Source organism: Microbulbifer maximicatervae (SeqCode), assembly GCF_052467385.1.
Genome location: NZ_CP174311.1, coordinates 5153749 through 5167705, shown reverse-complemented (window position 1 = coordinate 5167705; position 13957 = coordinate 5153749). Strand labels below are relative to the sequence as shown.

The window sequence follows — 13957 nt, the reverse complement described above, 5'->3', positions numbered from 1 at the left end:
TCAGTGCGAATTATTCGCCTTTGGACTCTTCAACAGTTGACGCATCTAGGTCAGTGGTAGTTAGCGGCAGCGCTTCACCAGGTAACCTGCGGTATACCAGATCCCAAACACCGTGCCCCAGCCTCTGCCCTCGACGCTCAAACTTGGTCTCTGGGCGCCATTCTGGCCGGGCAACATAATCACCCTCACCGGCGGTATTTTCTAGCAGGTTTTCACCCTGCAATACTTCCAGCATATGCTCGGCATAATTCTCCCAATCTGTCGCCATATGCATAAGGCCGCCGGTTTTTAACTTGCTGCAAATCAGGCGAACAAATTCCGGCTGCACTATCCGGCGCTTGTGGTGCTTCTTCTTGTGCCAGGGGTCAGGGAAGTACAGCTGGAAACGATCCAGGCTCCCATCGGCAATACAATCGTTTAGGACATCGACCGCATCGGCCATGTAAACACGCAGGTTTTTGATACCTGCCTTGCCGGCATTATTGATCAACCGGCCAACCCCCGGCGGGTGTACTTCAATACCAATAAAATCCTTATCTGGCTCGGCTTCAGCCATGGCCAACAGGGAATCCCCCATACCGAAACCGATCTCTAACGCCAGTGGCGCCTCGCGGCCAAAGACCTGTTGGCGATCCAGAGGTCCATCAAATAGGGAGAGTCCATACTGCCCCCAATAATTGTCAAAGGCATTGCGCTGCCCCTCTGTCATTCGCCCCGCGCGAATCACATAGCTGCGGATAGATTTCTTCTTAAATTCTGTGCGGTAGGGAAAATCTTCCGCAGATTCGTCTTGCATTGTTCGCGACCTCTTATGCGAAACGGTTTATATCTTGATGTTTTGTTCGGGCTCGGTATCTGAGTGTAAGCCCAGTAAAGGTGGCTACTTAGAGAAATTAAATGCGGCAAAAAACAGGACTACCCAACCGGCAATCATCATCAGCCCGCCGAGAGGGGTGATTGGACCTAGCCATCGGGGGCCTCCCAGTGCCAGGGCATAGAGACTGCCGGAGAAGAAGATAATACCGAAAGTAAAAAGAGCACCGCTCAGGGTCAGCGATAAACGGTTTCCCCAGTTTTGCACTAGCAGCACCACACCAAACAGCGCCAGGGCATGAATCATCTGGTACTGGACTCCGGTTTTATAGGCCTCTAGCAGATTCTCTGCCACCTTGCCGCGCAGGCCATGAGCCCCAAACGCCCCCAGAGCCACGCCACTAGCGCCAAAGAGTGCACACAGCAGCAGATAGAGTTTGGCCATTACCTTCCCTTTTTGTTTTACCCAGTGGTGACAGGTATGCCTGTAACAGGCGGGACAAAAAAAACCGCGCTACTGCGCGGTTTTCTACCCGTGTACCAGAACGCCGATTTAGGCTTCCATAGCAGCACGCACTTTCTTCATGGCATTTTTTTCCAGCTGGCGAATTCGCTCAGCGGAAACACCATACTTATCAGCCAACTCATGCAATGTGGATTTCTCCTCACTGAGCCAGCGGGCCTGAATAATATCGCGGCTGCGATCATCCAGTTGTGCCATAGCACTGGCGAGGCTGGTCAAGTTGGTTTCCTGCCAGTTATCCCGCTCAAGCTGGGCGGCCGGATCAAAACTGCGGTCTTCCAGGTAGTGAGCCGGTGCCTGCCAGGCGGTATCGTCATCGTCATCGACACCTGCATCAAAAGCCGCATCGTGTGCAGCCAGGCGGCCTTCCATTTCATGGACCTGGGTGACATCCACATTCAAGTCTTTGGCGACGGCTTTAGCTTCTGCATTGGTCAACCAGGCGAGTTTTTTCTTCTGACCGCGCAGGTTGAAGAATAATTTGCGCTGCGCCTTGGTGGTGGCAATTTTGACAATACGCCAGTTGCGCAGAATAAATTCGTGGATTTCAGCTTTAATCCAATGTACCGCAAAGGATACCAGGCGCACTCCCTTTTCGGGATTGAAGCGTTTGACGGCCTTCATCAAACCGACATTACCTTCCTGAATCAGGTCGGCTTCATTGAGCCCGTAGCCGGAATAAGATTTGGCGATATGCACTACAAAGCGCAGGTGTGACATGACCAGCTGGCGTGCAGCATCGAGATTTTCGCGGTAATAGAGGTCTTCTGCCAGGTGCTTTTCCTGTTCAGCGGTCAGTACGTCAAAACCACTGACGGTCTGGATATAAGCTCCCAGGTTGGCGCCCGGAGACAGCGTATGCACTGGCTGTAGGCTGGTTCCCATTCAGGTCTCTCCTGTCATTATTAGTCGGCCGATCTTACCGGCCGCTGCCGTCGGATACTGTATCCGACGACAAGCTGGACTCAGTGTAGCACTTGCACGGGCAGATAAGAAAGCCCGCCAACAACTACCGTATTCTGTTGTATTTCGCGGAATTAGAGGGGCTTTTTACGCCTCAGGTTCCCTTTGCCAGAACACTTTACCCTTCTTGATCAGACTGAACGGTCAGCGGGGTTCTATCTTGCGAGTGTGTCGCGCTACCGCAAGCCAGGCTCCTAATAGGCCCAGCGAGGAGGCCCCCAGCGTTAATTGAAAGAAGTAACTGGCTCCCGGCCCTCTCAATTCGAAGCTGCTGCCATAACTTGATGACAGACTCTCAACTGGTCCAGACAACATAGCCACACCACCTGCAAGCAACAGCCACGCCAACAGCCCGCCAAATAGTCCATAGCAAATGCCACTGTAAAGGAACGGCCGCCGCACAAACGCGTTAGTGCCGCCGACGAGCTTTACTACCAGGATCTCCTCCCGGCGACTTTCGATATGCAGCCGTATGGTATTGATCACCACCAATACCACCCCCAGCGCCAATAACAGGGCTAGACCTGCGGAGAGACGCTGTCCCAGTTCGGTGATCTGGGCGAGGCGCTGGACCCAGGCAAGATCCAAGACCACTGAATCCGTCAGTGCCTGGGCTCTCAGGTTCTCCACCAAAGCCTGAAGTTTATCGCCGTCCTTCGCATCCCTTGGCCGCAGCAACAGCACTGCCGGCAGGGGGTTGGCATCCAGGCCAACCAATACATCCCCAAGCCCCGAGGCCTGTTCAAACTCTGCCAGTGCATCTTCCGGGGAGACATAAGTTACCTCCGCGATAGCGGGGTCACTGTGCAATTTGTCGGCCAGGGAATTAACCGCAGCCTGTCTCGCATCTTTGTGTAGAAAAACAGAAATTTGTGGCTGCCCATCCCAACCGGCCACCGCGCGCTGGAAATTCAACAGGCCCAATTGCAATGCCGCCGGCAGGGCCAGGGCAATAGCAATCACCAGCGCCGTCATTGCACTGGCCATGGGTGCGCTAAAAAATCGACTGACAGAGTCGGCGGCCATCTCACGGTGATGCCCCAACCAGCTATTCCATCGATCGCCCAACCCTGTTTGCGCAACAACAGCGCCGGTGCTGCGCACACGCTTGTCTGCGGCAGGGTTGGCCTGCCGTTGCGCTTTAGCTTGGGTGTACTTCACGGCTCGGCACTCCGTCGTAAATCAATTGGCCAGCCTGTAGGGTCAATACCCGTCGGCGCATCCGTGCAATCAGCTCCAAGTCGTGGCTCGCCACCAGCACCGTAACCCCCACAGCGTTAAAGTCCGCGAATAACTGCATGATTTCCTGCGAGAGTGTTGGGTCCAGGTTGCCGGTGGGCTCATCGGCAACCAGTATCGCGGGCTTGTTAACGACTGCGCGGGCAATCCCAACCCGCTGCTGCTCACCACCAGACAACATAATGGGATTTTGCTTTTCCTTGTGCAGCAAGCCGACCTTATCCAGAGCTGCGCGAACCCGACGCCCCACCTCTCGCTTATTGCAACCAGCAACAGACAAGGGCAGGGCAATATTGTCAAAAACGCTGCGGTCGAATAGCAGCTGGTGATTCTGGAAGACAATACCCAGGTTGCGGCGGTAGTAGGGGATCTGGCCATTGCGCAGGCGGTTGAGATTCTGTCCGGCGACAAGAATACTGCCCTTAGTAGGGCGCTCAATCGCGGTCAGGAGTCTCAGTAAAGTACTTTTACCCGCACCGGAGTGACCGGTGAGAAACACCATATCGCCACGGGGGATTTCCAGGCTGACTCGCACCAGGGCATCCTGCCCCGATGCGTAACGCTTGTTCACATTATCGAAAGTGATCACGGCTTCTGTTGTTCTTGTTATTTCCTAGGCGAACTATCAGGCCTTATCGCGGCCAAACAGGGCGGATACGAACTCGCGAGCGCGGAATGGCTGTAGATCTTCCGCCTGCTCACCCACACCGATAAAACGCACCGGGATGCCGAAACGACGAGCCAGGGCAAAGATAACGCCGCCTTTGGCAGTACCATCCAATTTGGTCAGCACCAAGCCAGTAACGCCGGCCGCCTCACGGAACTGAGAGGCCTGGTTAATTGCATTTTGGCCAGTGCCAGCATCCAGTACCAACAGCACCTCGTGGGGCGCGCTGGGGTCCAGTTTGCCCATCACCCGGCGCACCTTGGACAACTCCTCCATCAAGTTGGATTTGGTGTGCAGGCGCCCGGCGGTATCGGCAATTACCACATCGACGCCGCGCGCCTGGGCAGACTGAACCGCATCGAAAATAACTGACGCACTATCGGCACCGGTATGCTGCGCTACAACCGGTACATCGTGACGCTGCCCCCAAACCTGTAGCTGCTCAACGGCTGCGGCACGGAATGTATCACCAGCAGCCAACATCACTGACTTGCCTTCACCGAGGAAGCGGTGGGCCAGCTTGCCAATTGTTGTGGTTTTACCCACACCGTTTACGCCCACTACCAGGATGACGTAAGGCTTTTTGCTGATATCGATTTCCAGGGGAGTATCAACACTATCGAGTAAGTCCGCCAGCTCCTGCTGCAATGCCTTGTAAAGTGCATCGCCATCGGCCAGTTCCCGACGGGATACCCGTTCGGTCAGGCGCTCGACGATCTCGCTGGTGGCCTCAACTCCCACATCTGCCATTAACAGCTGTGTTTCAAGTTCTTCCAGCAGATCTTCATCGATCTCCTTGGCCCCGAGGAACAGGTTTCCCATCCCCTCGACAAACTGGTTGCTGGTGCGGCTGAGGCCGCGACGCATACGTGCAAAGAAGCCCTCTTTCTTTTTGGCTTCCGGTTTCGGCTGTTCTTTGGCTCTGGGTTTTGGAGCTAGCTCGGGCTGAATCGGGGCTGGCTTCTCGGCCTCTTCTTTTATTACAGGCTCTGCTGCTGCAACCACCTGGGGGGCTTCGACAACGGCCTCCGGCTCGCCCGCCGCATCAGTATGCTGCGCCCAGCCGGCACTTTCCTCTTGGGGGGCAGAAGCTGGGGTAGTGGGTTCATCGATAGGGGCCTTTGCCTCCTCCAGAGCGGAAGTTTCTCCCTGGGCAGGCGACTTTTCCTCTATGTCTGAGGGCGTTTTGTCCAGCGCTGAGGGCTCTTTCTCTAGCGCTGAAGGCTCTGGGCTCTGCGCCGATGATTCCTCTTCAGACGCAGCAGTGACCTCCGCCTGGGATTGCTGGGGCTCACTTTGTTCGGGCTTGCGCTTCTTCTTTTTGCGCAGGAAGTCAAAAATCATTCGTATGTCCGGATGTACCGCTTGCAGAAAGACGCTAATCTTAGCATCGCTAAGCCCCCAGTAGAGAGTTACCTTGGCCAGAAGTTCATCCCGAAAGCAAAGCCCGCAAAACCTTTCACAGTTACGCATCATTGGCGGACAGTGGCGCGGGCGAAAATTACAGTTTGCCCCAGTGGAGGGCTTGAGACCTACCGGCGACCGACTGCGGGAGGTTCTGTTTAACTGGCTGCAGTTCTACCTGCCCGACGCCCGCTGCCTGGACCTCTTTGCCGGTTCAGGAGCCCTGGGTCTGGAGGCGCTATCCCGAGGCGCCGGTTCGGTAGATTTTGTCGAGCTGAATACTCGCGCTGCGCGAACCCTGGCGGAACAGTTAAAACAGTTAAACGCCCGGGAAGCCAAAGTCCATAACTGTAGTGCAGAAGAGTTCCTCGGAAGTAATGGAAGTAAATACGACCTCGTATTTATCGATCCCCCTTTTGCTGACAATCTTTGGCAGGCAACTCTAGGCGCCCTGTCCGGCCATCTTTCGCAGGATGCATTAATCTATGTGGAAACACCGCGAGACACAGTGGTTGCATCCGTACCTGGCTGGGAACAGGAAAAAGAAAAACGTGCAGGACAGGTGTGTATGCGCTTGTTTCGCCGCGCCGGCCCATCGGTTTAGGGAAGAATAAAAAGATTCGGTTTTGACCTTAGCCGTAAATTGTTTACCATTCGCATCCCATTCGGCCCGCATTTAAGCCCTGGCGTATGAAAAAAGTCGTCTATCCCGGAACCTTCGATCCCATCACCAATGGTCACTTGGACTTGGTGGAGCGCGCATGCCGCTTGTTTGACCACGTTATCGTGGCTGTGGCTGCCAGCAACCGCAAAAACCCCCTGTTCACCTTAGAGGAGCGGGTAGAACTTTCACAAAAAGTTCTCGGTCACCTGCCCAATGTCGAAGTCATTGGGTTCGATATCCTGCTCGCCGACCTGGTGCGCCAGGTAGATGCTTATGGCGTACTGCGCGGTCTGCGCGCGGTGTCCGACTTTGAATACGAGTTCCAGCTGGCCAATATGAACCGCCAGTTAGCGCCCAATATGGAAAGCCTGTTCCTGACACCGGCAGAACATTTGTCCTACATTTCATCCTCTTTAGTGCGTGAAATTGCCTCCCTGGGCGGCGATGTCACCAAGTTTGTTCCGGCTGCTGTACAAAGCGCGCTGGAAGAGAAATTTCGTTAAGCCGGAATCTGGCTATTTCTGATACACTCGAGCGGATTTATCCACAATCCGCGGAGTGTTACGTGCGCAACTTTCTCGCCGCCTTTGCACTGGTTCTGAGTCCCGCTTTCGCTTTTGCCGATGAACCACAACCGGAGTTTGATACCGGTCGCACTGCCGTTAAGTCCTCAACGGCCAACTTCTATATGGCAGTCACTGCCAACCCCCACGCCAGCCGAGCTGCCGAGCAGATTCTCGCCCGGGGCGGCAGCGCTGTGGATGCCGCCATTGCCGCTCAGATGGTATTGGGATTGGTAGAACCACAATCCTCCGGGATTGGTGGCGGGGCATTTATGCTTAGCTATGACGCTGCGGCAAAGAAGCTCAAGTACTACGACGGGCGCGAGACAGCCCCCTCTCAGGTAGACGAAAATTACTTTATCCGCGACAACAAGCCGCGTTCATTTTTTGAGTCTGTAATCGGCGGCTACTCGGTCGGCGTTCCCGGTGTTGTGCGAATGCTGGAAATGGCTCACGAGCGCGATGGCAAGTTACCCTGGGAGCAGTTATTTCAGCCGGCCATACACCTGGCCAAATCCGGCTTTCAGATATCACCGCGCCTTCACCAGCTGTTACTGCGCATGCCGAAGGTGGCTGCTCGACCGGCAATTGCCAGCTACTTCTTCAACAGTGATGGCAAACCTCTGCCCGTGGGTCACAACTTGAAGAACCCAGCTTACGCGGAAACCCTGGAGGCAATTGCCCAGGGCGGTGCGGATGCCTTTTATCACGGCGACATTGCCAAGGCTATCGTAAAAGCTGTGCGCTATGACAGTGCCAACCCAGGGCTCCTGAGTCTCGAAGATATGGTTAGCTACCGGGCCAAGGAGCGCCAGCCCCTGTGTTCGGAGTTTCTCGAATATCGTGTGTGTGGTGCCGATGCCCCATCGTCCGGAGGTACCACGGTAGGCGGTATTCTGGGCATGCTGCAACAGTTCCCACTGGAGCGCTTCGAGCCTGGCAGTGATCTGCTCACCCACTTATTTATCGAAGCTTCGGAACTGGCATTTGCCGATCGCAACACCTACTCCGGTGATTCCGACTTTGTCCAAGTACCCAGTAAATCGCTGGTGTCCAGGGATTATTTGGCTCGCCGCGCGCAGTTAATCGACCCGGACTCCGCCACAGCTGCGACTCCGGGTACCCCAGCCGAACTCGGGGTGAAGCGGGTGATGGCCCAATCGCCAGAGCTGCCCAACACCAGTCATTTAGTGATTGTCGACCGCTACGGTAATGGCGTCAGTATGACGACCAGTATTGAAACCGGCTTCGGGTCGCGCCTGATGGTAAAGGGCTTCCTGCTCAACAACCAGCTCACCGATTTTTCCTTCACTCCAAAAAACAGTAGTGGGGAGCGGGTGGCCAACCGTATTCAAGCGCGCAAGAGACCACGCTCTTCCATGTCCCCCACCATCGTTTTCAACAAAGATGGCAGCATGCGCCTTCTGGTGGGTTCCCCCGGCGGCTCACGAATTATTGACTACACCGCGCGCACCATTCTCTACCATCTGGGCTTGAATATGCCGATTGCCGAAGCGATTTCTGCGGGAAATATCGGCGCTATTGGTAAGAGAGTCGAATTGGAGCCCGGCTTTTTCAGCCCCGATACTATCGAGAAACTCGAAGCCCGTGGACACGAGGTTGTCGAAAGGGGCCTCAACAGTGGTATCCATGCCATCGCTTTGCAAAATAACAAGCTGTACGGTGGAGCCGACCCCCGCCGCGAGGGCAGCGCAGTGGGCCGCTAAATGGCCCACCCTCGTGGTGATTAGCCTGCCCACTCACGCTCCCAAGCAAAAACCATTGATCCCCCGCCAACCCTGCCATTAACCGAGTCCACCTTAGTCCATACTTCTTTTTGCTTAATCGAGTAAGAGAGCTTGGCAAGTGAAAAAACCAAAAACCGAGTTGGGGGGACTCAGACTCCTACACAACCCGATAACCAACAAAGGCACAGCCTTTACTGCAGCAGAACGACAAAAATTTGGTCTCACAGGCTTAATTCCAGATGCGGTTGAAACCATAGAAACCCAAGTAGAACGGGTAATGATGCAGTTGAGTCACAAGCATTCAGACATTGATCGCTTTGTTTACCTCACTGGGCTATTGGACACCAATGAAACGCTTTTCTACCGCGTGGTTATGTCCGACCCAGAGCGCTTTTTACCTATTATTTATGACCCTACCATCGGTGAAGCTTGCGTTAAATTTAGCCATATCATACGCCGGGTTAGGGGCGTTTACCTTTGCACTAACCACCGGGGCAAAGTCGCCGAATACCTGCACCATTGGCCGGATCAGGAAATCCGTTTTATCTGCGTAACTAACGGTGGACGAATTCTAGGACTGGGCGATATCGGAGCCAATGGCATGGCCATTCCCATTGGAAAATTACAGCTATATACCGTGGCGGCAGCTATACCACCAGAACATTTACTGCCGCTCTTTTTAGATGCGGGGACGAATAACGAGGCTATTCTCAGTGACCCCTTATATATCGGCTTACGAGAAAAACGTCCCACCAGTGAAGTCCTATATCCCTTTGTCGATGAGTTTGTTGCTGCTGTTCAGGAGCAATATCCCAACTGTTGTTTGCACTTCGAGGACTGGACTGGCAGTGATGCTGTACACCTGCTGAAACGCTACCGGGACAAAGCTTGCTGTTATAACGATGATATTCAGGGAACCGCCGGAATAGTTCTCGCAGGCATGCTCAATGCACTGAAAATCAAAGGTAGTACGCTAAAAAATGAGCGAATATTTTTTGCCGGAGCAGGGTCGGCAGGCATAGGTATAGCTGACTTACTCGTCAGTAAAATGATCGAGGATGGGCTAAATGAAAAAGATGCCCGAGCTAGAATTATTATGTTTGACCAAAATGGCCTATTGGTTAAAGGTCGGACAGATTTATATGATTTTCAGCAACCCTATGCGCATGATTTACCCCCTACCAATGACCTGTTTACCGCTGTAAATACACATAAGCCAACTACTCTTATCGGCGTCAGTACTGTTGGGCAGCTATTTACGCGGCAAGTAGTAGAGACTATGGCAAAACTTAATCAAAAACCAATAATTTTTGCCTTATCCAATCCAACCGAGCACGCTGAATGTACAGCGGAGCAAGCTTATCAGTGGTCTCAAGGCACAGCTATTTACGCTGCTGGAGTTCAGTTTCCAAATTACAACTTTAATGGGAAAAATTATTTACCTGGACAGGCAAATAATTTCTACATCTTCCCTGCAGTTGCTCTTGCAATCTATGCGACCAAAGCAAAAAGAATCCCAGATGAGCTATTTATAGAGGCGGCTATTGGTGTTGCAGAACAGGTCGCAAACGAACTTCTTGATCAAGGCTGCTTATTTCCACCACAAGCGGACATACTTAAAGTGTCATTGCACACTGCTGTCAGGGTAAGTGAAAAAATATTCAAGCTTGGTCTGGCCGAAATACAAGAGCCCAAGAATCTATATAAATTCATTGAAGAGTTAAGCTATAAAGCAGAATATAGGACATTCACATAAGCTTCATATTTTACTCTAAAGTGCAACCACCAATTTATTAATGGATTTTTTAGTATACCTGCCTACCTTTATAGTAGGTATTTAACACTCTAACTTTATCAATTTCGGCTGATTTTATTTTCAATAAATTTCCATCCAGAACGATAAAATCAGCCCACTTTCCCACCTCTAAGCTTCCTACTTCATTCTCCAGATGAATAGCATAAGCCCCCCTAATTGTGAGCAACCTTATCATAAGGTCAACTGGAACCTTATGCTTAGCTCCTGTGTGTATAATGGAAATCGGATCTCGTATCACATTTAGGCTATTCATCTGCCCTTCTAGCTTCCCATCACCTGCAAAAAATAAAATTTTACCCCCCATATAAGAACCTGTGCCTTCTGTTAATTTATCGACATTAAAGGTTGGCAACTTACCCTCATAAACAATTGCTGCCGCATTATTTTTCTCCAACAAATCAACCAGTAAGAATTCTGGAATATTTGATACGATATTACGGACCCCCTGATACTCCGCATTAATTAACTTTTCAACTTGGCCCCTTAATATGCCACTTTCATAACTCCCTTCAGGAAGGCTAAAATGCACCTGAAACTTATATAAATTTGCCTGATGAAAAAGATCGACAAGCCATGCAGAAGTATCTTTTACACTTTCTCCCAGCTCGTCTTGAATTAGATAATTATAATTTGAAATAGAGTCTGGAATTACGAAACTAATAGCAATCACTTTAAAATCATCTGAAGAAATTTTATCCGCATAATTCCTAAGGGATATAAATCGATCAGAAGGCATGTTCATAGGAACCGTTAAAAACGCTCTAATACGAACATCACGATTTTCCAAAGAATTTGATTTTTTAAATTTTTCAGCTTTATTTTCACTTTCAAAAAAAGGAATATGAAATGAATGTAAAGTCGTGACCCCCATGGAAAGGGCTACATCCTTTAGCTCACTGAGATTATGAAACTCTTTGCTCACCTTGTCTTCAGGAATTAGACTACTAAAAACACTTACTGCTCCCCTACCTTGAAATAGGCCAATAGGAATTCCATCATCACTTCTTTTAATAAAATTCTCAGTCGAACTATTGGTGCTCATATCTATTCCAGCCGCCGCTATAGCTTCAGAATTAGTCCACACATATGAGTGATCCGCTGAGAACATAATAATTGGTACTAGATCATTAATCTGATCAAGCATTGCTTTATGGGGCTCGTCGTCACCAAATACTTCCATTTTCCAGCCACGGCCGACGACAATTTGGGCCTCAGGATTATTGAGAATGTAATCTTGAATCTTATTTTGATAGGCTTCAACTGATTGAAACAGAGACAAATCCAGACCGCTATAATCGGTATTGTTTGAAATTGACTGGATGAAACCGGGAAGTACTAACCTTCCTTTCAAATCATTAACCTGAGTGTGAACTCCGACATACCTATTCACTCCATTTTCATTCCCCAAATAGACTATGCGCCCATCGCGAATTGCCATTGCCGAGGCAATACTACGGGCCGGGTCGACGGTATAGATATACGCATTCCTTAAAACGTGCTGGGCGGGTTCAACACTGGCGGCCGGCAAGGGGGATTCAGCTCGTTCACAAGCAATTAACAATAGTGAAATGAGCAGGCAGGCCAGACGCATAGGGACTCCTCACAGTTTTCCGTAATTCCCCGGGACTCGGGTCTTATCAGGAAAAGTGTAGAAAGCTCGGACACATTTGTGTGCCTAACCTCGAGACCACAACCAGTGATACCCAAATGACCCACTGGTGCAGGGACCCAGACCGCACTCGAGGAGAACCGCGACTAAATTGGCCAACACGACAGTGAAGAAAGAGATGGCAATGCACTTTTCAATCAAAGTTAACTCTCTAGTGGCAAAACTTCGTCGCTTAAAGCCAAACATTAATGCAACGCCACAGTAGATCAGTAAGACAAAGAAAATCAGTGCAGACCAAGTGTATAAATGCAAGCCCAAGACTGGGCTGCCAAACCCTGGATCGCCAGGGGTGATATGCAGCAATACCTGCCTTACAGCAGCAGCCAGACCGGCTAGACACGAAAGAATAACAACGCCGTAATGCTCTGCACGAATACTAAAGCGCAGGTTCAACATCAATCCCATGCCAATCATGGCAAAGGCAACACGTTGTAAGAGACAGAGAGGGCAGGGGTGTTGGTGGGATGCCAACTCCATGATCAAGGCAATCCATAGGATTATGCTTACCGCTAACAGCGCCAAGCTATCCAGCCTTCTGACCATAAACACCATCATGGGCACGGCCCCTAGAAAGACAGCGACAGTGCTCGCGTCATATGATATCCACACCACATAATGAAGATCAGCAAGGTCAACAACCACCAGCCCATTGCAGAGCGGCGACGACCATTCCAAACGGCCCAAATCGACAGGGTGACCGTAAGAAAAGGCAATATCATGACCACTAAGCAGCTCCTTATCGACAATACGATGATATTAGTATTGTCTAAAGCTGCCAGAAGGATGCGATTTAACGTTGGCAGCTAGAGCAGAAAAAGGTATTTCTCTGGCCCAAAACCATATCTTTGACTGCTCGGCCGCAAGAGGGACAGGACTCACCCGCACGGCCATAAACATTTAGCTGTTGGGCGAAATAGCCAGGTTTTCCATCGCCGCCAATAAAGTCCCGCAAGGTAGTCCCACCCTGGGCGATTGCCTGACTGAGAACCTGCTTTATGGACTCAGCCAAGCGCTGGTATCGGGCTTTGGAAATAGAACCGGCCTGTCGATCTGGGCGAATGCCCGCCAGGAAAAGAGATTCACTGGCGTAAATATTACCCACCCCCACAACGATACGGCCATCCATGACGAAGGTTTTGACAGACTGCTTACGCTTGCGCGAAGTCTCGAACAGATAGTCACCACTGAATTCTTCCGAGAGAGGCTCTGGGCCCAGGTGACTGAGCAAATCGTGGGTCAGTGGGTCCGCCACTGTCCACAGTAGGGCACCAAAGCGGCGCGGGTCGCGGTAACGCAGTATGAGACCACTATCCAGACGCCAGTCGATATGATCATGCTTTTCCGGTGCCTGTGCAGCCTCGACCATACGCAGGCTGCCAGACATTCCCAGGTGCCAAATAGCGCAGCCCTTGTCAGTATGTACCAGTAGGTATTTGGCCCGGCGCTCCAGCTTCAGTATCCGGGCATTGCGGACACGGCGCTCAAAGTCTGCTTCCACGGGCCAGCGCAACTGGTGCTGGCGCACTTTTGCGGAGCGAATTTTATGCCCCTCCAGGTGAGGTTGCAGGCCTCTGAGAGTGGTTTCTACTTCTGGGAGCTCTGGCATCTTCTGGAGTTACCCTGTGTAAACTGGCTGCTCAATTTCCAATACGCACAAAAAAGCCCGGTTAGAACCGGGCTTTTTGTACAGTAGCGGTAGGCAATTATTTAATTTTGCCTTCCTTGTACATTACATGCTTGCGTACAACGGGATCGTACTTTTTGATCTCCATTTTCTCAGGCATGTTGCGCTTGTTTTTGGTAGTGGTGTAGAAATGGCCAGTACCGGCGCTGGAATTCAGACGAATCTTCTCACGCATTGCTCTATCTCCAATCTATTAGCTGGGCT

Annotated in this window: 15 protein-coding genes; 4 read left to right on the top strand and 11 right to left on the bottom strand. The window is 51.4% G+C overall.

Translation table 11 applies throughout. The annotated features are described in order from the left end of the window. Positions 1–10: 10 nt before the first annotated feature. From trmB to ftsY, 6 genes are all read right to left on the bottom strand, one after another. Positions 11–796 (bottom strand): tRNA (guanosine(46)-N7)-methyltransferase TrmB, encoded by a 786-nt coding sequence (gene trmB, locus ACJJIR_RS22180; protein ID WP_444906859.1) that lies wholly within the window; start codon positions 794–796, stop codon positions 11–13. Positions 797–880: 84 nt separating this feature from the next. Next, complete coding sequence (locus ACJJIR_RS22175) at positions 881–1258, bottom strand: DUF423 domain-containing protein (protein ID WP_444906858.1); 378 nt, start codon at positions 1256–1258, stop codon at positions 881–883. Between the two features lie 108 nt (positions 1259–1366). Further along, the gene (gene rpoH / locus ACJJIR_RS22170) at positions 1367–2221 is read right to left on the bottom strand and encodes an RNA polymerase sigma factor RpoH (protein WP_282930650.1); all 855 of its coding nucleotides are present in this window, start codon (positions 2219–2221) and stop codon (positions 1367–1369) included. Positions 2222–2443: 222 nt separating this feature from the next. Beyond that, on the bottom strand, positions 2444–3460 hold the full coding sequence (ftsX, locus tag ACJJIR_RS22165; RefSeq protein WP_444906857.1) for a permease-like cell division protein FtsX: 1017 nt from the start codon (positions 3458–3460) through the stop codon (positions 2444–2446). Continuing rightward, a complete protein-coding gene (ftsE, locus tag ACJJIR_RS22160) occupies positions 3441–4127 on the bottom strand; it encodes a cell division ATP-binding protein FtsE (RefSeq protein WP_282930649.1) in 687 nt (228 codons plus the stop codon). The genes ftsX and ftsE overlap by 20 nt, the downstream gene beginning before the upstream one ends. 36 nt (positions 4128–4163) lie before the next feature. Then, entirely contained in the window at positions 4164–5210 is a 1047-nt protein-coding gene (ftsY, locus tag ACJJIR_RS22155; protein ID WP_444908447.1) for a signal recognition particle-docking protein FtsY, read from the bottom strand. Positions 5211–5622: 412 nt separating this feature from the next. Here ftsY and rsmD point away from each other — a divergent pair, with 412 nt between their 5' ends. From rsmD to ACJJIR_RS22135, 4 genes are all read left to right on the top strand, one after another. Beyond that, a complete protein-coding gene (rsmD, locus tag ACJJIR_RS22150; protein ID WP_444895667.1) occupies positions 5623–6213 on the top strand; it encodes a 16S rRNA (guanine(966)-N(2))-methyltransferase RsmD in 591 nt (196 codons plus the stop codon). A gap of 86 nt (positions 6214–6299) precedes the next feature. Further along, a complete protein-coding gene (gene coaD, locus ACJJIR_RS22145) occupies positions 6300–6776 on the top strand; it encodes a pantetheine-phosphate adenylyltransferase (RefSeq protein ID WP_282930647.1) in 477 nt (158 codons plus the stop codon). A gap of 62 nt (positions 6777–6838) precedes the next feature. Continuing rightward, the gene (gene ggt / locus ACJJIR_RS22140) at positions 6839–8563 is read left to right on the top strand and encodes a gamma-glutamyltransferase (RefSeq protein WP_444906856.1); all 1725 of its coding nucleotides are present in this window, start codon (positions 6839–6841) and stop codon (positions 8561–8563) included. 139 nt (positions 8564–8702) lie between these two features. Then, positions 8703–10340 (top strand): NAD-dependent malic enzyme, encoded by a 1638-nt coding sequence (locus tag ACJJIR_RS22135; RefSeq protein ID WP_444906855.1) that lies wholly within the window; start codon positions 8703–8705, stop codon positions 10338–10340. Between the two features lie 49 nt (positions 10341–10389). On the opposite strand, the gene ACJJIR_RS22130 is transcribed toward ACJJIR_RS22135, so the two are convergent. The 5 genes from ACJJIR_RS22130 to rpmG all read right to left on the bottom strand — a co-directional run bounded on the left by ACJJIR_RS22130 (position 10390) and on the right by rpmG (position 13928). Beyond that, entirely contained in the window at positions 10390–11991 is a 1602-nt protein-coding gene (locus ACJJIR_RS22130; RefSeq protein WP_444906854.1) for an amidohydrolase family protein, read from the bottom strand. Between the two features lie 84 nt (positions 11992–12075). Beyond that, on the bottom strand, positions 12076–12624 hold the full coding sequence (locus ACJJIR_RS22125; RefSeq protein ID WP_444906853.1) for a disulfide bond formation protein B: 549 nt from the start codon (positions 12622–12624) through the stop codon (positions 12076–12078). Between the two features lie 11 nt (positions 12625–12635). Further along, positions 12636–12788 carry a DUF5993 family protein gene (locus tag ACJJIR_RS22120; protein WP_282934619.1) on the bottom strand — a complete coding sequence of 51 codons (153 nt, stop codon included), beginning with the start codon at positions 12786–12788 and terminating at the stop codon, positions 12636–12638. Between the two features lie 71 nt (positions 12789–12859). Then, complete coding sequence (gene mutM / locus ACJJIR_RS22115) at positions 12860–13675, bottom strand: bifunctional DNA-formamidopyrimidine glycosylase/DNA-(apurinic or apyrimidinic site) lyase (RefSeq protein WP_444906852.1); 816 nt, start codon at positions 13673–13675, stop codon at positions 12860–12862. A gap of 97 nt (positions 13676–13772) precedes the next feature. Further along, positions 13773–13928 carry a 50S ribosomal protein L33 gene (rpmG, locus tag ACJJIR_RS22110; protein WP_020413983.1) on the bottom strand — a complete coding sequence of 52 codons (156 nt, stop codon included), beginning with the start codon at positions 13926–13928 and terminating at the stop codon, positions 13773–13775. Between the last annotated feature and the right edge of the window lie 29 nt (positions 13929–13957).